General features: G+C 37.5%; 21 protein-coding genes. 18 read left to right on the top strand and 3 right to left on the bottom strand.

Features of this window, described 5'->3' with window-relative positions; translation table 11 throughout:
- The first annotated feature begins 433 nt into the window (after positions 1 to 433).
- The 8 genes from E6139_RS01640 (at position 434) to E6139_RS01675 (ending at position 6834) form a co-directional block, all read left to right on the top strand.
- A complete protein-coding gene (locus tag E6139_RS01640; protein ID WP_316401302.1) occupies positions 434 to 1072 on the top strand; it encodes an NAD(P)H-binding protein in 639 nt (212 codons plus the stop codon).
- A 38-nt stretch (positions 1073 to 1110) separates the two neighbouring features.
- Positions 1111 to 1791 carry a flavodoxin gene (locus E6139_RS01645; protein ID WP_316401303.1) on the top strand — a complete coding sequence of 227 codons (681 nt, stop codon included), beginning with the start codon at positions 1111 to 1113 and terminating at the stop codon, positions 1789 to 1791.
- 14 nt (positions 1792 to 1805) lie between these two features.
- On the top strand, positions 1806 to 2216 hold the full coding sequence (locus tag E6139_RS01650; protein ID WP_316401304.1) for a cupin domain-containing protein: 411 nt from the start codon (positions 1806 to 1808) through the stop codon (positions 2214 to 2216).
- Between the two features lie 24 nt (positions 2217 to 2240).
- Positions 2241 to 2993 (top strand): alpha/beta hydrolase, encoded by a 753-nt coding sequence (locus E6139_RS01655; protein ID WP_316401305.1) that lies wholly within the window; start codon positions 2241 to 2243, stop codon positions 2991 to 2993.
- A gap of 85 nt (positions 2994 to 3078) precedes the next feature.
- A complete protein-coding gene (locus E6139_RS01660) occupies positions 3079 to 4212 on the top strand; it encodes an NADH-dependent oxidoreductase (RefSeq protein WP_316401306.1) in 1134 nt (377 codons plus the stop codon).
- 69 nt (positions 4213 to 4281) lie between these two features.
- Entirely contained in the window at positions 4282 to 5244 is a 963-nt protein-coding gene (locus E6139_RS01665) for an alpha/beta hydrolase (protein WP_316401307.1), read from the top strand.
- Positions 5245 to 5323: 79 nt separating this feature from the next.
- Positions 5324 to 6064 (top strand): SDR family oxidoreductase, encoded by a 741-nt coding sequence (locus E6139_RS01670; protein WP_316401308.1) that lies wholly within the window; start codon positions 5324 to 5326, stop codon positions 6062 to 6064.
- A 182-nt stretch (positions 6065 to 6246) separates the two neighbouring features.
- Positions 6247 to 6834 (top strand): TMEM175 family protein, encoded by a 588-nt coding sequence (locus tag E6139_RS01675; protein WP_316401309.1) that lies wholly within the window; start codon positions 6247 to 6249, stop codon positions 6832 to 6834.
- Between the two features lie 118 nt (positions 6835 to 6952).
- Here the strand turns inward: E6139_RS01675 and E6139_RS01680 are convergent, their stop codons facing one another.
- Positions 6953 to 7999, bottom strand: a complete 1047-nt coding sequence (locus tag E6139_RS01680; protein WP_316401310.1) for a zinc-dependent alcohol dehydrogenase family protein — start codon at positions 7997 to 7999, stop codon at positions 6953 to 6955.
- An 842-nt stretch (positions 8000 to 8841) separates the two neighbouring features.
- Here E6139_RS01680 and E6139_RS01685 point away from each other — a divergent pair.
- The 7 genes from E6139_RS01685 (at position 8842) to E6139_RS01715 (ending at position 19355) form a co-directional block, all read left to right on the top strand.
- Entirely contained in the window at positions 8842 to 12171 is a 3330-nt protein-coding gene (locus tag E6139_RS01685; protein WP_316401557.1) for a Spy0128 family protein, read from the top strand.
- A gap of 926 nt (positions 12172 to 13097) precedes the next feature.
- Positions 13098 to 14144 carry a zinc-binding dehydrogenase gene (locus E6139_RS01690; protein ID WP_316401311.1) on the top strand — a complete coding sequence of 349 codons (1047 nt, stop codon included), beginning with the start codon at positions 13098 to 13100 and terminating at the stop codon, positions 14142 to 14144.
- An 834-nt stretch (positions 14145 to 14978) separates the two neighbouring features.
- A complete protein-coding gene (locus E6139_RS01695; protein ID WP_316401312.1) occupies positions 14979 to 15362 on the top strand; it encodes a hypothetical protein in 384 nt (127 codons plus the stop codon).
- Positions 15363 to 15400: 38 nt separating this feature from the next.
- Positions 15401 to 16054: a hypothetical protein gene (locus E6139_RS01700; RefSeq protein WP_316401313.1), complete on the top strand. Its 654-nt coding sequence runs from the start codon at positions 15401 to 15403 to the stop codon at positions 16052 to 16054.
- A gap of 591 nt (positions 16055 to 16645) precedes the next feature.
- Complete coding sequence (locus E6139_RS01705) at positions 16646 to 17065, top strand: MerR family transcriptional regulator (protein ID WP_316401314.1); 420 nt, start codon at positions 16646 to 16648, stop codon at positions 17063 to 17065.
- Between the two features lie 75 nt (positions 17066 to 17140).
- Positions 17141 to 18007, top strand: coding sequence for an aldo/keto reductase (locus E6139_RS01710; RefSeq protein WP_316401315.1), 867 nt, complete (start codon positions 17141 to 17143; stop codon positions 18005 to 18007).
- 367 nt (positions 18008 to 18374) lie between these two features.
- Positions 18375 to 19355 (top strand): aldo/keto reductase, encoded by a 981-nt coding sequence (locus E6139_RS01715; protein WP_316401316.1) that lies wholly within the window; start codon positions 18375 to 18377, stop codon positions 19353 to 19355.
- 79 nt (positions 19356 to 19434) lie between these two features.
- Here E6139_RS01715 and E6139_RS01720 read toward each other — a convergent pair whose 3' ends face one another.
- The gene (locus tag E6139_RS01720) at positions 19435 to 20001 is read right to left on the bottom strand and encodes a TetR/AcrR family transcriptional regulator (RefSeq protein WP_316401317.1); all 567 of its coding nucleotides are present in this window, start codon (positions 19999 to 20001) and stop codon (positions 19435 to 19437) included.
- A 123-nt stretch (positions 20002 to 20124) separates the two neighbouring features.
- On the opposite strand from E6139_RS01720, the gene E6139_RS01725 reads away from it, so the two are divergent.
- Positions 20125 to 20742, top strand: coding sequence for a hypothetical protein (locus E6139_RS01725; RefSeq protein ID WP_316401318.1), 618 nt, complete (start codon positions 20125 to 20127; stop codon positions 20740 to 20742).
- Between the two features lie 79 nt (positions 20743 to 20821).
- Here the strand turns inward: E6139_RS01725 and E6139_RS01730 are convergent, their stop codons facing one another.
- Positions 20822 to 21571 carry a DeoR/GlpR family DNA-binding transcription regulator gene (locus tag E6139_RS01730; RefSeq protein WP_316401319.1) on the bottom strand — a complete coding sequence of 250 codons (750 nt, stop codon included), beginning with the start codon at positions 21569 to 21571 and terminating at the stop codon, positions 20822 to 20824.
- A gap of 244 nt (positions 21572 to 21815) precedes the next feature.
- Between E6139_RS01730 and E6139_RS01735 the strand changes: the two genes are divergently transcribed.
- Both E6139_RS01735 and hxlB read left to right on the top strand, forming a co-directional pair.
- Complete coding sequence (locus E6139_RS01735; RefSeq protein WP_316401320.1) at positions 21816 to 22511, top strand: ribulose-phosphate 3-epimerase; 696 nt, start codon at positions 21816 to 21818, stop codon at positions 22509 to 22511.
- Between the two features lie 12 nt (positions 22512 to 22523).
- Positions 22524 to 23081, top strand: coding sequence for a 6-phospho-3-hexuloisomerase (hxlB, locus tag E6139_RS01740; protein ID WP_316401321.1), 558 nt, complete (start codon positions 22524 to 22526; stop codon positions 23079 to 23081).
- Positions 23082 to 23089 lie beyond the last annotated feature (8 nt).

A 23089-nucleotide genomic window follows, 5' to 3' on the forward strand; every position in this document is an offset into this window, starting at 1 on the left:
CCGAGAATTTTTAGGTGCTCCTCCTAGTCAGCAATTTTTCATTTTATTTAAGGATAGATCACTAACCTTCTAGAAAAGTGATTTGTTCAGTAGATATTAGTTACATTTATTAATCAAGAAAGAAGGTAGCTTGTCAGTGGAAAAAAATCTAGATGTGTTAATTTATGAAACTTCAAGTAATATTCGAAAAGCTCCACCAGATGTAATTTTTGGAGGTCCGAATAAAGTACCAACTTCAATAATCAAACAATTATATTTACAAAAGAATTTCATAGAATGAAGTGATCGGATACACTAGTAAAAATATTGTAGTTCCAATTACATTCAGAATCACTTCTATTCTTTGAAATTAAGAAGAATAGAAGTGATTCTTTAGTATGTAGAGTCAACCATATAAAATCATCATGAGAACATTAAACTGGAGGAAATTACGATGAAAGTAATGATATTAGGTGCCGCAGGACAGATTGGAAAATTAGTGACAAGTGATTTGTTAAATCAAACCAATTATGACTTAGTTCTATATGGTCGAAATGTTTCTAAACGACTTAGTTTTAGTAATAATTCGCGAGTTACATTAGTAGACGGTACATTTGAAGAAGTTGAAAAAATTCGTGATAACTTAAAAGATGTTGATGCTGTCTACTTAAGTTATGTTGGTGGAGATAAGTTGGTTGAACCTTTAGTGAAATTATTTGAACAGATTGGTATCAAAAAGTTTATCGCGGCTAGTGTCCCAGATATTTATCAAGAAATTGAAGGGAAATTCCAACAATGGTATAGAGCAAATACTGGTATTATGTGGAATTCAGAGTATCGAAGAGCGGCTGATGCAATCGAGAATAGTAGCCTTGATTATATTATTTTACGAATTACATGGTTATACAATGAGAAAGGAAATACTGATGTTCAGCTAACTAAAAAAGGTGAACCGTTCAAAGAGGCTCAGGTAACACGTGAGGCAGTATCCCAGGTTGTCACGGATCTTTTAACTGGTAAGCTTGATTATCATCGTGAGAGTCTTGGAATCGGTGAACCTGGAACTGAATTTGAAAAACCAAGTTTTTACTAATTGATACAATCTTTGATAAAAAATAAATGGAGGCTTTCATGAAAAAAATCTTATTTACTTTACCTTTACTATTTTTATTAGTTGGATGTAGCAGTGACAGTGACGAGGCCAGCAATGGAAATTCGTCTAATACAAATAATTCTGTAACAGCTACTTCTGAAGTACGAAATCCTGATGGAGACGGAAAAGTTCTCGTTGCCTATTTTTCACTTCCAGTTGGAAATGATTTAGATGTAACGACAGGGGCTAGTCTAATGGAGGAAAATGGAGAACGACTTGGATTGACTCAACAAACTGCAAATTGGATTTCAGAAGAGTTGAATGCTGATACTTTCCAAATACAAGCAGAAAAATCTTATCCAACAGATATCGATGAGTTACTGGATGAAGCTGCTGATGAGAAAAGTAGCAATGAACGACCAGCATTGGCATCTACAATCAGTAACTTTGACCAATACGACACAATTTATCTTGGGTATCCAATTTGGAACTCAGATTTTCCAATGGTATTCTACACTTTCTTAGAAAGTTATGATTTCTCTGGAAAAACAGTCATTCCGTTTAGTACTCATGGTGGAAGTGGTTTGGCAGGAACAGTTGGGATTTTAGAAGACGAATTACCAGATGCCGATGTAGTTTCTAATGCTTTAAGTATTTCAAGAAACAACGTGGCTGATTCTCATCAAGAAGTGATTGATTGGATAAATGAGGTTAAATAGAAAGGAATCTTATTATGGAATTAAATACTAACGTAAAAGACGGGGTTATTTTTCCTCTAGGTGATGAAAATGAAAAATATGCTCAATATTTTATTGGTAAAAGCTATGTAGCTGGACTAGTTAACGACCCAGAAGTAGCTGCAGGTGTAGCAAATGTCTCATTTGAACCAGGATGTCGAAATAATTGGCACAAGCATATTGATGGGTATCAAATCCTTCTAGTAACAGGTGGAGAAGGTTGGTATCAAGAAGAAGGAGAAGAGCCGAGAAAATTGACTCCTGGAGACGTAATCGTTACCCATGAAGGAGTAAAGCATTGGCATGGAGCAACAAAGAATAGTTGGTTTTCACATATTGCTATTACAGCGGGTACAGCCGAATGGCTAGAAGCGGTAAATGATGAAGAATACGAGAGTTTGTCGTAGCTGATCCTATGGAGGAAGAAAAACATGAACAATTACATTAAGGAAGATGTTTTTTTCTCACGTAATAATAAACAGATTTTTGGAGTAATTTATAAGCCAGTTATGATCAAGCAGCCTATGCCAACAGTAATCTATTCTCATGGGTTTAATGGAACTCATGAAAATGGAATACTATATGCAGAATTTTTAGCTGAAAATGGTTTTGTTACTTGTGTCTTTGATTTTTGTGGAGGTAGTACACAGAGTAAAAGTGATGGCTCTACGTTAGAAATGACTATTTCTTCAGAAATACTTGATTTGGAGACTGTCATTTTAGAAATGAAATCATTAGATTATGTTGATCCCAATCAGCTTTTCTTAATAGGTGCAAGTCAAGGTGGTGTTGTATCAGCTATGACAGCTTCAAACCACTCGGAAGACATTAATGGCTTAGTTCTACTTTGTCCAGCATTTGTCATTCCGGATAATGCTAGAGAAACCTTTTCCTCTATAGCTGAAATCCCAAAAGAAAGCCATATGAGAGGAATGATTGTTGGCAGGGATTACTTTGCCGAGGTTTTCAATTATGATTTTTTGGAGCATATTAAATCTTTTAATAAGCATGTTTTGATTATTCATGGTGACAAAGATACTTTAGCGCCAATAAGGTATTCTGAGAGGGCGTTAAACATCTATAATTCTGCGGAATTAGAAGTTCTACCTGATATAGGACATAAAATTAGTGGTGATGATAATCAGGTAAGGGAAGCTATATTAAACTATTTAAAAGCTCGGTAAAGAAGTTGTTGAGTAGAAAATGGTTAATGGCCAGTTGAATCAAATAGAGTTTGATAAAAAATAAAACTAATAAAGGAGAAAAATTATGACCTATGACAAGTTTTTTGACACGATAACTTTACCTAATGGTGTCAAACTTTCAAATAGACTGATGATGGCTCCCATGTGTGATGATTCAGCTGAACAAGGAAAAGTAACAGAGCAACAACTTTCATACATGAACTCTCGTGCTGCCAATGTAGGAATAGCAGTTACAGGGTATGCTTATGTTAATGATCAGGGAATTCAAGTTGAGGGACAATTGAGTGTCTCTCGAGATGACGACATTGAAGGATTAGGTAAACTTGCTAAAGCAATAAAAGATGCTGGTGCCAAAGCAATCCTTCAACTATCTCATGCCGGTCGAGAATCAGGGATTTCAGCTAAATATGGAAAAGGAGTGTACGCACCAACTAAAATGGCGTTCCCATGGGTAGATTATGAAATAAAGGAAATGACAGAACAGGACATTCATGATCTGATAAACGACTTTAAAGAAGCTACACGACGTGCCATCCTAGCAGGTTATGATGGTATTGAAATCCATAATTGTAATCATGATATTTTACAACAGTTTTTTTCAAGTTACTCCAATCTTAGAGATGATGAATGGGGAGGCAATCACAGCAATAGAATGAAGCTTCCATTAGCTGTTCTCAAAGGTGTAAAAGAAGTTATTGAAGAATTCGGAAATAAAAACTTTATTTTAGGGTGGCGTGTGAGTCCAGAAGAAATTCACGGTGAAAATGTAGGATACTTAGTTGAAGATATGCTAGATCAAACAAAGCATGCACTGACTATTGGCATTGATTACTTAAATGTATCACTTTCAGGTGGATTAAATTATGATTTGGACGCAAAACCTCGTGACCATGATGAAACATTTGCAGAACTGTTTAAAAAATTAACACAAGATAAGTGTCTGCTTTTTATCGGTGCGCATGTACACCATCCAGAAGACATTATGAAAGTCATCGATCAAACAGATGGTGTCTATATTGGACGAGCGCTTCTGCTTGATCCAGAATTTACAAGAAAAATTCGTGAAAATCGAGCTGGTGAGATTGTAGCAGCTATATCTCATAAACAATTGGCGCAAATCGGATTGCCAGATCGTTTGGTGAAGAATTATTCTAGTCCTGATAATTACCAAAAAGGAATTCCTTTACCAGGATTGTAAAAAATTAGGATTATCTAATTAAGTTTTCGACAGGAGTACCAAGCCTCTAATAATATGAAAGGTGGAAAGATGAGAAAAAACCTTCTATTTGTTTTGCTATTCACGATGGTGATTATTGGAATTGGAGCTGTGTTTTTTTTCAATACTTGGAATTCACCTAACAGTATTAGTTCAGAAGAAAGTGTTGAATCAAAAAATAGTTTGAAAGAAGAAATGCCAACGAATTATCATAACTCATCAATTAATGGAAAAGGTGGGAGTGTAGAACGAGTATCCTATGAGACTGATTTTGAGGAAGAATCATATCAAAAGGAGGCTTTAGTTTATTTACCTGTAGACTATTATGATACTGATAAACAGTATAATGTGCTGTATCTAATGCATGGATGGGATATGGGACCAGAAGACTTTTTAGGAAATGGCGGAAAAAATGAACAGTCGTTATGGAAAACAATGATTGATAATTTAATTGCAGATGAAAAAGTGGAACCAATGATAGTTGTCGCCCCTACTTACTATCCAAATCGAGAAATGATTACAGGAAACTGGAATGACGATTTACCTTTGAATCAAAGGTTTGCAGAGAGTGAATTAATTTCTGATCTAATGCCATTAATTGCGAGTAACTATCGTACTTTTGCAAAAGGAAGTGATCAATCTTCTCTTCAAGAAGCTAGAGACCATCAAGCGTTTGGTGGGTTTTCGATGGGGAGTGCAACAACCTGGTATGTTTTCCAATATAGCCTACAGTACTTCAAATTTTTTATGCCTATGGCTGGACCAAATTATAGTGATACTTATTTGATGACTGAGTCAGTTAATAAGAATGATTTTGATGATAATGATTTCTTTATCAGTGCTTCTGTGGGAGAAATGGATGGCACGAGAGCATCGATGGAGCAATCCATTTCTGAACTTATCAATGAGCCAGTTTTTCATGATCAGAATCTTACTTATTTTGAAACAATAGGTGGCCATGATGAAGAATCATTTGTAAATCAGTCTTTTCATTCATTGCAATATTTTTTTTAAAAAAGAAACTTTTTGCTTGCCCTAGAGTTAAGTCTAGGGTGTATCTTAAAAGCATACGAGAAAGAAAGAGAGTGTTTATATGACAAAAAAAGTTATCGTTATTACTGGAGCATCAAGTGGAATCGGAGAAGCAACAGCTAAACTTCTTGCTTCTCAGGGAAACCAATTAGTACTTGGCGCTAGAAGAGAAGACAGATTAAAAGAAATCTCAGATAATATCAAAACAGCAGGGGGAGAAGCGGTATACAGTGTAACAGATGTTACTAATTTAGATTCTGTAAAAGAGTTGGCAAAAACTGCTATGGATGCATATGGACGTATCGATGTCTGGATGAATAATGCTGGTTTAATGCCACAATCAGTTTTGTCAGATGGCAAAGTTGAAGACTGGAATCGCATGATTGATGTTAACCTAAAAGGTGTTCTTTATGGGATCAATGCAAGTTTAGGAATTATGCGTGAACAACAATCTGGACACTATATTAATACTTCATCAATTGCAGGACATATCGTTGGTCCAGGTTCATCGGTATACAGTGCAACAAAACATGGTGTCCTAGCAATTAGTGAAGGTTTGAGACAAGAAGAAGCTCAAGCTGGAAGCAATGTCCGTGTAACCACAATCTCACCAGGAGCAATTGCTACAGAATTGACTAATTCAATTACTGACGAAGCAGTTCGCAAAGGAACGGAACAATTTTATAATGAATATGCTATTTCACCAGAGCGAGTGGCTGAATCAATTGCCTTCGCAGTGAATTTGCCCGCAGATGCATCAATAAATGAGATCATTGTTCGTCCAAGTAAACAAGTAATGTAATACCATCTTTTAAGAATGACAAAAGTGCTATTATCGTTTTGGATAATAGCACTTTTTTCCATCTTTGCTAATGTAAAATAGTTTTGGTCAAAAAACTTTAGAATTTAAAAATAAAGTATTAAAATAGAACAATTGAGTCATTAATAAGATAGTGAATAAAAAAATAGGGGAGAAGATGAATCATGGGTAAAGAAAGAATAGCTGCTTTTACAGACGCTGTTTTAGCTATTATTATGACAATATTAATTTTAGAATTAGAGAAACCTAATCCTCTTTCAGTTAGAGGATTATGGGATTTGAGAGAAAACTTTTTTTCATATACGTTATCATTCTTTTGGTTGGGCTTAATGTGGTTAACACATCATAATAGTTGGACGCTAGTGAAAAAAATTAGTAATAGTACAGTTGTTTATACGTTGATACTTTTGTTTTTTTCTTCTTTTTTTCCTTACACAACTAGCATAGTGTCAGCAAATTTTAACAGTAAAACTGCTCAAGTGATGTATGGAATAATTGTAATAGCCGTTACTTTAAGTAATATATTGATTTCAAAGTCGCTTGACAAAGTAAACCCACATGTGAAATTTGGATTATTGTATTCTACATCAAATACCATCACAATTATTGACTTGATAATAAAAGTGGCTGGTTTATTAATTGCAATCACTGTCTTTCCAGCAGCAATGAGCTATGCAATTTTTATCGATATTGCAGTCATGAGTTTCTCATTTTGGTGGTTAGAACGAAGAAAAGAGCAGGGCCTAACTTGAGTAATTGAAATGAAAAAGGCATAAAAAAACTTCTACTTTTGAGGGATTATTGCCCGAGTGTAGAAGTCTTTTTATTATGATTTAATTTTACTCAATTATGAATAATTGTTAACTTTTTTTAGTTAGTACGACCAATGAGTATCAATGATTTAATGGCTTCTCTTTTATCCATTGCTTCATAGGCTGCTTGAATGTCATCTAGATCAAATTGCTGTGTAAATACTTTTCCAGGTTCAATTTCACCATTCAATACTGCTTCTAATAGGATCTCTCTATTGTATGTGGTAACGGAAGCAACACCACCACGGAGACCAATGTTTTTCCAAAAAAGAGAACTAGTATTCATATCATTTTTTTGTGGTACACCAACTCGTCCGATAACTGCTCCTGGACGGCAAATTTTTATAGCCGTCTGTACAGACATTTCGGTTCCAACGCATTCTAGAACAGCATCAGCACCGGCATTATTCGTTAATTCCATAACTTTTGTGATTGCTTCTTCTCCTCGTTCAGAAATAATGTCGGTCGCTCCAAACTCACAAGCTAATTTTTGCCGATCTTTATACTTACTCATGGCGATTATGCGTTTTGCACCTAATAATTTTGCCCCGATAATACCACAAAGTCCTACTGCACCATCACCGATAACAACAACAGTTGATCCTTTGGATACTTCAGCTGTTTTTGCAGCGTGGTATCCTGTAGCCATGACATCTGCAAGGCTTAAAAGAGAATTCAACATGGCTTCTGAATAATCAGAGGGCTTTCCTGGAATTTTTACAAGCGCCCAATGAGCATTTGTAAAACGTAAATATTCTCCTTGGTAACCAGCATTCCCACCAGTTTCACGATTAGTGCAGTCTCCATCAAAGCCTGCTTTACAAGCTGGACATTCCCCACAACCGTGAGTGAAAGGGACAATTACAAAATCTCCTTTTTTTACAGCAGTTACTGCTGATCCTACTTCTTCTACAATTCCAATTGCTTCGTGACCTGCGTGACTATTCAATTCTCGCTTCGAAATACCACGAAACCACCAAAGATCTGACCCGCATACACAAGCACGTATTATTTTGATAATTGCATCGGTCTCTTTTATTATTGTTGGTTTTGGTGCGTCTTGCACTTCCATTTTTCCAGGTTCAATAAATGTTGCCACTTTCATAACTATACCTCCATCTTGTCATATAAGTTAAATCATACAGCGCTTACTTTTATTCTACTCCCTAGAGTTCACTCGAAGTCAACAACATCTAGATAAAATTTTTCGCCAGCATACGATAAAAGGATCTATATTACATATTTGTTGATACAAATATTTTTGGAATCTAAATACTATGAATTAGCGCTATCTCTACCGACATTTTTAATACTTTAGTTAATAAAAAATTAGCAAGTAGTTCAAAAAGAATAGTTGATTTCGAAGTTATCTCTCAAAAATTAAACTTTTGATTTCTCTTTAAGAACTATCACATTTACATCACAAAACATAAGTACACTTTTTGTATGGAACAAACAGAATGATTTTTAGGTTTTCTTTTTGAAGGAAAGTAATTAAATTTTTGGTGAAATTAATCACATATATTAATAGGAAGAGGGTGGAGGAAATTATTACGAAGTTGAAGATTCTTCAAATCAATCTAAGTTTAAAATATATGGATCATATTTTTTTTGATAATCTTTACGTTCCAATCAGTACAACAAAGATTAAACCAACAATATCATTGACTCCTGGTAGAATTTATTATCATCAGAAAGTGGGTATATTTTTGTTGCTTGAAGGTTTGCTTATGTCTAAGATACAGGATAAAAAAAGATCGACCCTGTTTTACGAATTAGGAGATTTCAAAATTTCAAGTAAACTATCATTTTGCAAAAAGACTGACAATCGATACAGTCTTCATGACACTATCGAGCTAGTGGTAGGGAATTCAGGATTAATTGAGATCAAAGATTCAAATCTAAAAAAGTATGAATCAATAGTGAGGATGAATTAATATTTTGAAAATGAAAATATCCGTACTGTTTTTACTCGTTACGCTGATTGCAAGTATACTTCCTTTGAATGTGTATTTTGCGGAAGAGCAAACATCTGATTTAAAAATCAAAGAAGTCGTATTACTTAATTCAAATGGAGAAATCATTACCAAAGATAATCCAATCGAGAAAGGCTCAGCTTTAAAATTGCAACTGACCTTCATCGTACCAGTAACAAAATTAAGCTCTTCATCAACGAAGACAATAAGTCTCCCAAATAATTTAACGTATCCCAACCAGTCTGGTAATTTATCAGAAAGTATAGGTAGTTTTAAACTTATTAATACTGAAATTGCTTTAGATTTTTCCGGTATAGATAGTGATAATTTGGAAGAGGATGTTAATGAAATAGAGCAAACTATAAACATAGATGCTGTATGTACATTTCAAAATCTTAACGAAGATTCTTTAGAGTTTGAAAACGGGATGAGATTACCGATTTACTTTTCCGATAAGAAAAAAGTAGAGGAAGCCATAACAGAGTCTGAGGCTATAGTAACCTCGGAAAATGTTCAAAAATCAGAAATAGTATCTTCCAATCAAAATTTAATAAATGGTGTCGATATATCAAGCGTTCTCCTCGAAAGAAGTAGAAATGGTTCTTGGGTTGAAATTCTTGAAGGAGATACACTTAGAGTTGGGGATGCTGTTCGACTCACCATTAATTGGAATATATTTGATACTCAGGGAATTCAAGCAGGAGATTATTTTGAAATTGACTTGCCATCACTGTTCAGATTTTATACCACTTCGTCACGTAATTTGACTATTCAAGTTGACGGAGAAGATAAACATGTCGGTGAATATCAGCTTGTTGCTTCTAATGAAGGCTCCAGAATTCATGTGACATTTAATGATACGATTTCAAGCGAAAATATTACATCAATACAAGAAGGTTTTTTCATCTATCAAGGATCGCTAAACGAAATAAAGGATGAAAATGAACTTGTCGAAATTGGTGAATCTGAACTTCCATCCTTTGAAGTTGTTGAGCGTCCTAATAATGTCATTAATCCAGATAACCTGCCAGTTTTTTCAAAATCGGGTTGGCAGCGAGCTAATACAAATACGGTTGAGTGGAATATTCCGGTTAATTATCCGGATCTCGTTAGGGCTTACAGCAATCTTCCTTTTGAGAACAATTTTGAGGATGCGATTCTAATTGATGAATTCGAAGAAGGGTTGGAGATTTCAAGCCTATCAATCTATCTTCCTATAAATCTGATGGACAATGTTGATGAAAATGTCGTCTACAACACCAGAGTTACTGAAATACCTTTTAGATCAAGACAATTACCCTCTTCCGGGAATTATGATTCTGATATGCAAATAATAAGAGCTTCACAGCCAGGATCATATACATTATTGAATGGCTTCAACGGAAGACAGACGCTTATTTTAAAACTTGGTAACGTTCCAGTACAAAATACTGGAGATACATCGGATAGTTTAGAATTAGCTATGACTAGAGATGAGGCACTTCAGAGAATTGATAGTCGATACGACGCTAATCCTAGATTACCAGCAGAAAATAAGGAAAACACTTTAGCTGCATTTGAACGCCTTTTATCAAGAACCGAAAATACAGGAGTAGCCGGACTTTCTGTGAGTATAATAACAAATGTTAACGAGGAGTATCTTGAACAGGAGTCCTTTAGAAATACTGCTCGATTGTTATACGGTTCGAGCAATGAATCAGAAGCAAATACGGAAATTAGGTTTCAAGAAATCACCGGTGGTGGCATAGGAACAATTCCAAGAGGATCAATAAGAATAAGCAAAATGGATGAAGATAGCCATGATGGAATCTCCGAAGTATCTTTTGATGTTTATAGATATCCTCGTAGTGTTGGAGATACTCCAGTTGCTTCTGGACGAACAAATAATCTGGGAATAGTTGAGATTTCTAATTTAGCAATAGGTGACTACATTTTAGTGGAGTCTGAAATTCCTGATGGATATGAAAGTGGTATGATCATTCCTGAATCTGAAAACTCAAGTATTAGCGAAGATGGTAGATTTACTGTACGTGCTTCCGATACTCAAGGATTTCAGTTCAATATTTATAATAGAAGATTAAAAGCAGCTACTTCACTTCAAGCTATGAAAATTTTAGAACATGCAAATTTAAGTGAAGGACAATTTGAATTCGAATTGATAGATTCAAATGGAGATGTAGTACAAACTGTCACTAACACAAGTGAAGGACTGATTGTCTTTGAGTCTATTGAGTTCGATTCTGAAGGTGAATATAACTATACTATTAGAGAAAAGATAGGTGACAATCCGCTTATTGAGTACGATGATTCTGTATTCAATGTAAGAATAGCTGTTCAACTGCAAGATGGAAAACTTGTTGCAAATACTACTTATAGTGAACAACCGACATTTGTAAACACTTATGTCCCCCAATCTGGAAGCATAGTGTTAGAAGCAATGAAAACACTAGAAAACTCTAATCTTGTCAATGGGCAATTTGAGTTTGAGCTTCTAGATTCAAATAGGAGGGTTATCCAAACAGCAACAAACTATCAAGACGGGCGTATCCTTTTTGAAGAAATAGAGTTCACTAGTTCTGGAAGCTATCAATACTTTATCAGGGAAAAAATCGGGAATGATAGTCAAATCGAATATGATCGAAGCGAGCATACTGTAGTCGTTCAAGTGGAAGAAGTTGATGGTAGACTAATTGCTATTGCTGATTACAATACAGATCCTCATTTTAATAACGTATATGTACCAAATAGTAATGCTGCAGTAATAATGGCACAAAAAGTTCTTGAGAATGGACTACTGCAAAATAATCAATTCGAATTTGAATTATTGGATCAGAATGGAAATATTCTGCAAACGACCACTAATGATTCAGAGGGTAATATTATATTTGAGGAACTAGTTTTTGATAGGGAAGGTAGCTTTCGATATGAGCTTCGAGAGAAGAATACCAATGTCAGTCAGATTAAATACGATGATTCAATAATTGAGGTATCTGTTGAAATATTTTTAGAAAACGGACAACTCAGTGCAGGGGTAAACTATGAATCTGAGGCGATATTCATTAATGAGCAGCTTGATCAAAGTACTCCCGAAGAAGAGATGGTTACAAGCAGTCCTAAGCAAACCGGCTCTGCATCGAATGTGACAAGAAGCAATAACCTTCCAAATACAGGAACGATGTCGCCCAACAGGATGATTACAATAGTTGGTTTATTGCTTATTGCTTTAACATTCATTATTTTAGTTTTGAAAAAAATGGTAACCCAACAGATCAAGCAGAATAGTCGCAGTAGGAGGAAATAGTTTGATAATGTTCATTTTAGGCCTCTTTTTAGGAGGATTCATTGGAATTTTTTTAATGGCTTGTCTAATATCAGGAAAGATTGAAGACTTATATTATCAAAGAGAAAAGGTAGATATCATATCGAATAAAAAATAACTCGCAAATTATATCATCAACTCGCCACTTGGAAAACAAAAGAATTATAGTGAAAGTCCTATATTATTGAGTGGTGTCGGAACCTCAATAATATAGGACTTTCACTTTTAAATATTCACATTCCACTGTAGAGCGCAAAAAAGAGAACACCTAACTGTCGCAGCCCTCCGTCAAATCAATGCTGAGATCAATTGATAACACATGAATTTCACTGTTTTCGAAAGGTGGTAAAGTTGTTCTTGAAATTTTGTTCTACTATTAGAAAAAACAAAAGACAGGTCGATGTTGATTACCTGTCTTTTGTCTTAGGAGTTTTAAAATGAAAAAAGGGTTAGGTTTTTCATGTATATAGAATAGCGTAGAAAAGTGTTGAAATTGTGATATATTCGTGTGAAATGAGCAAAAATATTTGTGTGAGTAGCGAACTCATGTAGAGAGCATAAGAAAAGTTCTATTTTCTAATTTGTTAATGGTGAATTGAAGCCAGTATAGATCATTTCATCTTCGGATTATGTATTACTTTGTTCTAAACTGCCAAGGTTTTTTAAGAGAATCAGTTGGAAACGAAAGTCTTTGGAGCGTCTTTCAAAATGTGTTACATTTTAGATAAAGAGAGCAACTCTCAATCTAGCATTGTTTTGCTAAAATTTTTTATTTGACTTAAAGTGAACTTCAAGGTTTATACTAAATATACTCAATATTCATAGAGTAATCGGAATATTGCTTTAGGATTAATGCAACTGTTTCTTTTCCGATTGTAATACAAACTGAAATTGAAAGGAATGGAATGATGAAATCAACAATTTTTGAAAAAGCTGGTCTAGTAACGGTTCAAGAAATTGAAAAGCCAAAATTACAGGCGGAGGACGATGTGATTATTAAAGTCGTCCGCGCATGTGTCTGTGGTTCAGATCTTTGGTCTTATTCTCATGGTGACAACAAGGAAGCACACTCTGTCAATGATGGTCACGAAGCCTTGGGAATCGTGGAAGAAATTGGTTCCGCAATCACCACTGTGAAACCGGGGGATTTTGTGATCGTACCTTTCACCCATGGCTGTGGGGAATGCGATGCTTGTCGTTCAGGTTTCGACGGCACTTGCGATCGTCACAAAGGCGCTACCAACTGGTCTCATGGATTCCAATCTGAATACATTCGGTTCCATTATGCCAATTGGGCGTTGATCAAAATTCCTGGACAACCGTCTGACTATACTGAAGGAATGATTAAGTCATTGTTGACTTTGGCTGATGTGATGCCAACTGGTTACCACGCAGCGCGATGTGCATATGTAGAAAAAGGCGACAAAGTTGTTGTCATCGGTGACGGAGCTGTAGGTCAGTGTGCGGTGATAGCTGCGAAAATGCGTGGCGCTTCTCAGATTGTTCTGATGAGCCGTCATGAGGATCGGCAGGAGATGGCTTTGCAATCAGGAGCAACGGCTGTTGTCGCTGAACGTGGAGAAGAAGGTATTGCAAAAGTTCGTGAGATTTTAGGCGGCGGTGCAGATGCTGCGCTTGAATGTGTGGGGACAGAAGCCGCAATCGATCAAGCCCTGGGAGTCCTTCATAATGGAGGCCGTGTTGGTTATGTTGGGGTACCGCATTACAATAATCGCCCACTTGGTTCGACCTTTGCGCAAAACATTTCAGTCGCTGGCGGTTCAGCATCCGTAACAACGTACGATAAGCAATTTCTATTGAAAGAAGTTCTGGATGGGAATATCAATCCAGGTCGCGTGTTTACCCAGACCTACGATCTAGACGACATTAACCAGGCGTATCAAGATATGCAAGAGCGTAAAACGATCAAATCGATGGTCGTGGTGTCTAAATAGGTTCTAGATTGACAGTTCATGCTGTTTTAGGTGAAGTTGTACTACTTTTCTACTTACTATTTATCGTAGGTTATAGAAAATGGCTTTGAGAGATTTTTTAAGTTAGATGTAAAATAGAATGATACTATTTTCGAGCATAAGCAGAATTTCTGTTTATGCTTTTTTTTGAGTTCATTCATGAAATTTTATTAGCTAAACTCTGTCAAAGAAGTGCTGACAGGGAAAATAGGTCGATCAATAACATGTCTAGCATGCGGTATTAGAAGTATCTTATATGCACTGGTAAAAAGGATATTTTTAATCGCTAAGACGTAACTATATTGTTTGGTTTACGCTAAAATTGAAGCTTTCAATACGATTTTCGAGCGGAAAACGGTATTCATTAAGTGTCGAAACCTCGATTTTTTGAAGTGAAAAATGGCCTGATAAACGGCTTAAAACAACGATTTGAAAATTTGTTACGGGTTCATGTGATAGCGTTTAGAAGACTTTAAAATACCAGTTTGAAACGCTATCTGGTGGATAACTTTTTTGAATATGATAAATTAATTATTGGATTTTATTGCTTCATTTTCTTTCAATTCTTCTATTACTTGTGTACTTGTTAAATAACAAAAAGGGCATTTTGGGGTTTGACAATGCTTGACAGACAGGATTATAGTCTAGGCGTGATCACAGAGAAAGTAAAAATAAGATGAAGAAAAAGGATGTCTGTTCAACTATTCGCAGGATACTTAGCCAGAAAAGTAGTTAACAAGATTGGTTAAATTTTTGATCGTGTACGTTAGTTGAATGATATATGGCATTCGAATCAAACGAATAGGAGGAACTACTATGGAAAATACACTATTTACACCAACACAGATCTTTTCGCTTAAGCGTAAAACGATTGAAAAACGAATGGATCAATACTTCAATGACACCCATGACGCGAAATCAACAATCAAAATTTTGGTAGCGCTTCAGGTACGAGACGAACTCACAGAGGAAGATTTTTCTTTCTGCATGATGGAACTTGCCCGGAGAATTCTGATGAAAAGCAAGACTTCGCGTACTCTGCGCCGCTATTATATTTATTTCAAGAATTATTTTTCTTCGAAGGAATGGAAATTAGTCGGTCTGCGTTTATTTGCGGCCAAATCATTTGTTAAAGAAAAAATCGAAAAAGTCATCAGCCAATTCATTACGGAACCTTTGCGAGGATTGGTGGGTTCATGAACAGTACAAGGAAATCTAGAGGGTAAGGAGGGGAGCACATGGTAGAATTAGTTGCAAAATTTGAAAATAGTTTGGGTAGAGAGCATAAACTGCGGGTCAAAAATGCCAATAAAGAGATGCCATCCGAACAAATCAGAGCATCACTGGAAAAACTAACAACGGTCGATCTTTTTCGTAACAAGAAAGATGCCCGATTATTTGATAAAGTCATTACCGCCAGCTTTTTGGAGGAATTCGAACGTACGATTTTCGATAATACCATCGATGAAGTGATTGAAGTAGAGGTTGGAGTTCCTGCTGCGTCTATGGACGTGCCGACAATGGAGGCGCAAGAAACTCAAGCAGTCGTTCTAGAACAAAAAAGGCCATTGCTTGAAGATTTCAAGTTAACAGTCGTCGAAGAGAAAATGATCGAACCTAACGTATTGAAACAGGTGCTGGAACTGCCATTGGGTCTTAAGATGAGTAATTTGTTCCAGGAACAGAAACGCGCGCTAATCGTCTCTAAAATGCCGGAGGGCGGCAAGGCGATAGAGGCGAAGATCCACAATGAGGAAAATCCTGTTCACATTGAACTATTAGTACAGCTTAAAGAGGAAATAGAGGAGAAAGACAACTCCTCACCACCGCAGGACCAACGGGGAAAACAGAGTCTGTTGGACCGTTTGAAAAAGCGAAGGCAGCTAGAATAAGTCGTGCAAAATGCTGACGAGAGGATCAGTCGATAACCGCGGATTGGCTGTTACACTTCTTGTGTAATAAAGCTGTTTTTTAGCAAATTTAATTTGTTTAGATGATCAGGTTGAGTCTTTGTGTTTTGCTATAAAGTCTCGCAGTAGGAAAAAGGTCCACTACGTTAAAAAAAGGATCATCACGACAAAAATATGATTGATGAAATTGCAGAGCCGGAGTCTGCCGTTGCACCAATCAAAGATATACAGCCAGTCACTCAATCGTACGCGCAAACGAGAGTAGTCGACTGCAATCGTCTCATCAAAAAATCCAACGTTGGTATGAGTCGGTTCAAAAAAAATATCTATATAAAAATTTTTAAGCCCGCTAAAGCAGTGGGCTATTTGTCGTGGAGGGTATCAATTGATTCTGATTGCGTCTAGGTAGTTTTTTTGCTGCGATTCATTAGTGTCTTAGTAATGCTCATCTGAAAAAGATAAACTTCACTATAAAGTTTTTTATTAGCAAATATAAATTTTTGAGCATAACTCCTTGCCTTTGAGTGAACTCCATAGTTTATGATAGCTTTATAGATGAGGAGGTTAAATTAAATGAATATAAAAAAAGCAGCCGAAATGTTTGATTTAACAACTGATACATTGCGTTATTACGAGCGAGTGGGCGTCATACCGCCTGTTCATCGCAATCAAAGCGGGTATCGGGAGTATACGACCAGTGATTTAAATTGGATATATTTGGCTAAAAGTTTGCGTAATGCGGGCTTATCGGTTGAGTCTTTGATTGAGTTTGCGAACTTGGCGCAATTAAGAGAAACACAGAATGTGGAAGATGCTCAGAAACAAATTTTAGCCGATCAATTAGAAGAGCTGGATCAAAAGATGGCTGAGATACAGGATGTTAGAGAGATGCTGGCATACAAAATTGAAACCTATGACGATCACATTGCCAAATTCAAGACTGGCGAGATGACACCGGATAAGGTTGAAAAGTTATGGGAACGAAAAAAATAAAACTTTTTTCTTGCTATGGAGTTCACTTCAAGGTTTAGGATAGATCATGTAATCAATTTTAAGGAGGAAATTAACATGCAAACAATTAAATTGAACAATGGTGTAGAAATGCCGCAACTGGGATTTGGTGTTTATCAAATTCCTTTAGCTGAAACTGCTGAAGCCGTATATCAAGCAATTAAAGCCGGATATCGTTTGATCGATACAGCTTCTATTTATGGAAATGAGAAGGAAACAGGAGAAGGGGTCAAACGTGCGATTGACGAAGGTTTAGTTACTCGTGAAGAACTGTTTGTTACTTCAAAACTATTCATCCTGCAAGCACCTGAAGCGAAAGCCGCAGAAACCATTGAACAATCACTTAATGTAATGGGACTTGATTATTTGGATCTGTATTTGATCCATCAACCATACGGGGATGTTTATGGCGCATGGCGTGCAATGGTCGCAGCTCAAAAAGCTGGTAAATTACGTGCGATCGGAATTTCAAACTTCAAATCTGCTAAAATGATCGAGTTTGTCGGCTTGAATGACGTAAAACCGCAAATCAATCAAATCGAAGTAAATCCATGGAATCAACGAGTGGAAGATCAAGAATGGCATGAAAAATACGACGTGCAAATCGAAGCTTGGGCTCCTTTTGCGGAAGGACACCATGATCTATTTACCAATCCTGTTTTAGCTGAAATCGGTGAACAATATGGGAAATCTGTCGGTCAAGTTGTCCTTCGCTGGTTGATGCAACGCGGAATCGTCGCTTTGGCAAAATCAGTTCGCCCAGAACGTATGGCGGAAAATATCGATATCTTTGATTTTGAATTATCAGATGAAGATTTCGAAAAAATCGCTGCTTTAGATATGAAGGAATCTGCCTTCTTTGATCATGACGCTCCGCAGCAAGTCGAGTGGTTCATGAATCGGATGCTGGACACAGAAAAATAGTTTTTCGTTTACATGGAAAGAATAAAACGATCGGTGCAAGCGGTCAAATTTCAGAAGATCTGATTTCGCTTTTACAAAAATAGGATCATTTGAGTCTGACATTGTTTGGACCGAATGCGGCTAGGATAAGCTACGAGAATGTACCTAAAGTCAGTGGCAGATTTATCGATTGGATAATCTTTAATTGTTTCTGCAACAGAGATAGCAAAAATCGCGTAGGGGAAAAACTCGATATAAGAACCTTTAGTAAAAAAATTTTCAGGTTTTACCCGCGAAACTGTGAATGAGTGAAAAAAGGGCTTGCCTTGAAGTGAACTTCATAGTGTATGGTAAAGAGGTTATCTTAGCTAAAATTGGAGGGAAAAGCATGGATTACGTAAAATTTGGCAATACCGGTATGGATGTTTCGCAGCTTTGTTTAGGAACGATGGGCTTTGGCGATCCCAACAGTGGATTTCACGAGTGGGTGCTGGAGGAAGAAGAGAGCCGACCCGTGATCAAGAAGGCGTTAGATCTAGGCATCAACTTTTTCGACACAGCGAATGTGTACTCCTATGGCGCAAGTGAAAAAATTCTTGGTAAAGCGTTAAATGATTATGCCAATCGTGACGAAATCGTGGTTGCGACTAAAGCTTATACGCAAATGAAGCAGGCACCCAATAGTCGGGGATTATCGAGAAAGACATTACTTTATCAAATTGATCAAAGTTTAGAACGGCTGCAAATGGATTATGTCGATCTCTACATTATCCACCGCTGGGATTACAATACACCGATTGAAGAAACGATGGAGGCTCTTCACGATATCGTAAAATCAGGCAAAGCGCGCTATATCGGTGCGTCGGCGATGTATGCTTGGCAATTTGCCAAGGCGCAGGCAGTGGCGGATAAGCATGGCTGGACGAAGTTTGTCTCAATGCAGAATCATTTGAATTTGCTCTATCGTGAAGAAGAACGGGAAATGCTGCCGTTGTGCGGCGATCAGAAAATTGCAGTGACACCTTACAGTCCATTGGCGGCTGGCCGCTTGACCCGTGATTGGGAGGCAACCACAAAACGTTTCTTAACCGATACAACCGCGAAATCGAAATACGATTCGACAGAAGAACAGGATAAAATCATTGTAGAACGAGTAGCAGAAATCGCTGATAAATACCAGGTAAAACGCGCGCAAGTCGCTCTAGCTTGGCTATTGCAGAAAGAACAAGTAGTTGCTCCTATCATTGGCGCTACCAAAGAAAGTCATTTAACCGATGCATTGCCAGCGCTTGATTTGAAGCTAACACCAGAAGATGTTACCTATTTAGAAGAAACCTATCTGCCGCATCATGTTGTGGGTGCGATTTAACTTTCCGAATGTAAACTAAAAGCGTTCAAGACTTTTCAAAGGGAAAGTCTTGAACGCTTTTTCTTTCTGATCGTAAACCTTACATGATTTGACTCAATAGCTGATGAATCGTTTCTTTGGGTTCCTTAAAGCCGGAGTAGACCCACCAGTGGATCACTTGGATAATTCCGCCAGCCAGAAAAACCGCCATGATCGGAATCGAAACGGGATACTCTTCTTTTTCGATTGTTTGCTTTACCTGCAGAAATTCTTCGATCTCACCAGTGAAGGTCGATTGCAGCATTTTTTGCAGCTCCAATGACGTATCATCGTTAAACAAGGAATGAAAAAGCCGATCATTTGATTGAATAAAATCTATTACGCGATCCAGCAGCAGCGTTTTATCATTAAAATCCAGCTGATCACTGATTTCCTGCTTCAAGTCCTCCAGACAATACAGCAAAAGATGGTATTTATCTTCAAAGTGACTGTAAAAACCGGACCGGCTGACTAACGCTTCTTCGCAAAGGTCTTTGACACTGATCTTACTAAAAGGCTTTTCTTCCAGCAGCTTGACCAGCGCTCTTACCAGTAAACGATGTGTTTTTGTGATACGTAAGTCTGTTTTATAATAATTATTTGTGGACACTTTTTCATAATTGTTCATATCTAGACACTCCTTCATTTTTGTAAATGTAAAAAGTGGCGCTTTCCTTATATGCTTACTTTATCGGAAGGATGTACGAGAAACAAGTACGACTTTCCTGCAAAAAGAAAGGATAGATGACCTATGAAAAATGTAATTATCGGCGTGTTCGCAGAAGAAAGTAAAACCTATCAAACCTTGTCAGAATTAAAAACCAGAGCAGGCTCCTCAGTTGTTTTGACTGCTGGGATCGTAAAAAATGAGAATGGGCATTTACAGGTGAAGGACGGCTACAATTTTGACGACTATGGTTCGAATTGGGCGACCGGCGGATTACTTGGGAGCCTAATCGGGATTCTCGGTGGACCAGTAGGTGTATTGGCCGGCGGAAGTTTAGGAACGTTGATCGGTACAGGCGTTGATGCGGATAGTATCGGTGATTCCGTCAGTATTGTCCACAAAGTCGGATCAAAAATCGATAATTATCAGCTGGGCTTGATGCTGATAGTGGACGAACCGACCACTCATGAGCTTGATCACTTTTTATATGACCACGGCTGCAGCACCATTATCAGAGAAAGCTACGTCGATGTACAGACCGAAATTTATCAAGCGCAGGAGCTGGAAGAGCATTTGGCAAAAGAAGCAAAGAAGAAACTACGTGAAGAGAAAAAAGAAAAATGGCGTTCAAAAGCCGAAGCCAGACAACAGGAATTACAAGAGAAGATCGATCAATTCAAGGAAAAGCTTTCGGAAAGATAATGATACTAGACATTTAACCACACAAATACCCATGGATCAGAAACCCGAACAAGGTTCCTGATCCATGGGTATTTTTTACTTAATCAATCAAAAGCAATTTCTTCTTACTATATTCTTTCCGTACCTTATCCGGGATATCCTCTGAAATCAGGAAGCTCAGGTCATCGACGGGTCCGACGAGGGCATTGCTGATCGTGCCGAATTTATCGTTTGTGATCATACCCAAAACTTCGGTCGAAACCTGCGTCATTTGTGCTTTTATTTCTGCCTCCTGCACCGTTGGAACGCTGGTGCCGGCTTCGATATCAATATTGTAAATCCCCATGATATAAAGATCCGCTCTAACTTTTTGCAGCGCCTTGTAAGTTTCAACTCCAAGATTTATCATGGATTGCTTATAGAAAATCCCGCCAATATTGATCACTTCAATATTATTCCGTTGAGCCAGCTCAACTGAAATAGCTGGGCTGTTGGTGAAGATCGTTGCGCGGAAATCAACAGGGATTTCCTTCACAAGCGCCAAGTTAGTCGTACTTCCATCGATGATGATCACTGAATCTTCTTTTATAAAAGGTAAGGCTTTACGAGCAAGGGCCTTTTTTCGTTCATTGTGTTCATTTTCTCGGTAAGAAAAATCGGTGATCGGCGGGCCAACACGCAAGGCACCGCTGTGAACTCGTTTTAAAAGTCCTTGACCATCCAGCTCTTTTAAATCCCGCCGAATCGTATCCTCAGAGACATTAAAACGCTGGCTCAAATCGCTGGCGATGACCTTTTGTTCGACATTTAGCAGGTCTAAAATCTTTTGATGACGTTCTTCCTTCAACATAGTGCGCACTCCTTCTGTTTTCTTCTAATTTATCATGCCATGTATGCGCCTTTATGTCAATTCAGTTATGAGTGAAATCAATACACGTGCACAAACACGAAAATAAAAATAAATAAATTGCACGTTTGTGTTTACTTGTGATTGTTAAGCGATTACAATGGGTTTGTAAATGAATGATGTCCGGCATCGAAACACGCTGGTTTTTTCCGGAAAAGATCAGTGGATTGAATGTAGGAGGAAGATTATGGAAAAGAGAATTATTTTATCGCCATCGATCATGTGCGGCGATTTGGTGAATTTAGAAAAAAGTATCAATGAGTTAGAAGCTATCGGCATGGATACATTGCATATCGATGTGATCGATGGGTCATTCAGCCCCAGCATGCCGCTAGGAATCGAAACAATCAAACGGATGCGTGAAGTAACGTCGATGAATTTCGATGTACATATCATGTCCAATGACAATGAATTTTTTATCGGCGAGATGTTGAAGATCGGGGTTGAAGGAATCACTTTCCACCACGAAACAAGCTTGCACGTTGACCGCTATATTCAATTAATCAAGAATACGGGAACGAAGGTAGGTATCGCTTTAAATCCAGCGACTCCTTTAAATGTTTTAGATTATGTCTTACCGGAAATTGATCGGGTTTGTTTGATGCTGATTAATCCAGGATTTGCCACCAACAAAGCTGAGAAGCAGATTCCTTATGCCTTGAAGAAAATTACAGATCTGCGTCAACTAGTTGATGAACTGGGATTGACGATTGATATTCAAGTTGACGGCCGTGTATCGCTCGCGACGATTCCAGATTTGTTGGAGGCTGGTGCGACAAACCTAGTATTAGGCAGTACGAGTCTGTTTATTGCCGGGAATACATTGACGGAAAACCGTCAGTTGTTAGCAGATACGATGAATAAAGCTGTTGAAGTGAGATAGGGAGTGGAAAAGTTGGGATTTAAAAGTGTCGAACAAAAAATAACCAAAGAAATTTCTGCGACGTTAGACAATATCGCCGTAGAGGATGTGGAACAATTAGTTGCCGAAATCGAAAAGGCTGAGCGCGTGTTCTTTGTGGGAGTCGGTCGTGTACTACTTTCATTAGAAGGAATCGCCAAACGCCTAGCTCACTTAGGAATTCAGACAGTAGTCGTTGGGCAGATCACAGAACCAGCGATCACGGAAAAAGACTTATTGATTGTCGGATCGGGCAGCGGAGAAAGCTCTTTCCCATTAGCAATCGCGAAAAAGGCTAAGAGCTTTGATGCGACGGTGGCACATATTGGCTCGAATGCCAATAGTTCAATGAAGGAATACACTGATCTTTTCATAAGGATTCCAGTTCAAACCAAATTGGCTTTGCCAGGCGAGATTCCTTCCGTTCAGCCAATGACCAGCCTGTTTGAGCAATGTCTATTATTACTAGGCGACAGTATTGCCTTGATGATGGTGGAAGAAAAGAATATCGACATGCATAGTTTATGGCAGTATCATGCCAATCTGGAGTAGGTGAAGAA

The sequence above is a fragment of the Enterococcus sp. genome (assembly GCF_032555305.1).
Lineage (GTDB): Bacteria > Bacillota > Bacilli > Lactobacillales > Enterococcaceae > Enterococcus_A.

Excerpts from the sequence above, each read along its gene's own strand:
- E6139_RS01640 (WP_316401302.1), top strand. The coding sequence starts at position 434 with ATGAAAGTAATGATATTAGGTGCCGCAGGACAGATTGGAAAATTAGTG.
- E6139_RS01645 (WP_316401303.1), top strand. The coding sequence starts at position 1,111 with ATGAAAAAAATCTTATTTACTTTACCTTTACTATTTTTATTAGTTGGA.
- E6139_RS01650 (WP_316401304.1), top strand. The coding sequence starts at position 1,806 with ATGGAATTAAATACTAACGTAAAAGACGGGGTTATTTTTCCTCTAGGT.
- E6139_RS01655 (WP_316401305.1), top strand. The coding sequence starts at position 2,241 with ATGAACAATTACATTAAGGAAGATGTTTTTTTCTCACGTAATAATAAA.
- E6139_RS01660 (WP_316401306.1), top strand. The coding sequence starts at position 3,079 with ATGACCTATGACAAGTTTTTTGACACGATAACTTTACCTAATGGTGTC.
- E6139_RS01665 (WP_316401307.1), top strand. The coding sequence starts at position 4,282 with ATGAGAAAAAACCTTCTATTTGTTTTGCTATTCACGATGGTGATTATT.
- E6139_RS01670 (WP_316401308.1), top strand. The coding sequence starts at position 5,324 with ATGACAAAAAAAGTTATCGTTATTACTGGAGCATCAAGTGGAATCGGA.
- E6139_RS01675 (WP_316401309.1), top strand. The coding sequence starts at position 6,247 with ATGGGTAAAGAAAGAATAGCTGCTTTTACAGACGCTGTTTTAGCTATT.
- E6139_RS01680 (WP_316401310.1), bottom strand. The coding sequence starts at position 7,999 with ATGAAAGTGGCAACATTTATTGAACCTGGAAAAATGGAAGTGCAAGAC.
- E6139_RS01685 (WP_316401557.1), top strand. The coding sequence starts at position 8,842 with ATGAAAATATCCGTACTGTTTTTACTCGTTACGCTGATTGCAAGTATA.
- E6139_RS01690 (WP_316401311.1), top strand. The coding sequence starts at position 13,098 with ATGAAATCAACAATTTTTGAAAAAGCTGGTCTAGTAACGGTTCAAGAA.
- E6139_RS01695 (WP_316401312.1), top strand. The coding sequence starts at position 14,979 with ATGGAAAATACACTATTTACACCAACACAGATCTTTTCGCTTAAGCGT.
- E6139_RS01700 (WP_316401313.1), top strand. The coding sequence starts at position 15,401 with ATGGTAGAATTAGTTGCAAAATTTGAAAATAGTTTGGGTAGAGAGCAT.
- E6139_RS01705 (WP_316401314.1), top strand. The coding sequence starts at position 16,646 with ATGAATATAAAAAAAGCAGCCGAAATGTTTGATTTAACAACTGATACA.
- E6139_RS01710 (WP_316401315.1), top strand. The coding sequence starts at position 17,141 with ATGCAAACAATTAAATTGAACAATGGTGTAGAAATGCCGCAACTGGGA.
- E6139_RS01715 (WP_316401316.1), top strand. The coding sequence starts at position 18,375 with ATGGATTACGTAAAATTTGGCAATACCGGTATGGATGTTTCGCAGCTT.
- E6139_RS01720 (WP_316401317.1), bottom strand. The coding sequence starts at position 20,001 with ATGAACAATTATGAAAAAGTGTCCACAAATAATTATTATAAAACAGAC.
- E6139_RS01725 (WP_316401318.1), top strand. The coding sequence starts at position 20,125 with ATGAAAAATGTAATTATCGGCGTGTTCGCAGAAGAAAGTAAAACCTAT.
- E6139_RS01730 (WP_316401319.1), bottom strand. The coding sequence starts at position 21,571 with ATGTTGAAGGAAGAACGTCATCAAAAGATTTTAGACCTGCTAAATGTC.
- E6139_RS01735 (WP_316401320.1), top strand. The coding sequence starts at position 21,816 with ATGGAAAAGAGAATTATTTTATCGCCATCGATCATGTGCGGCGATTTG.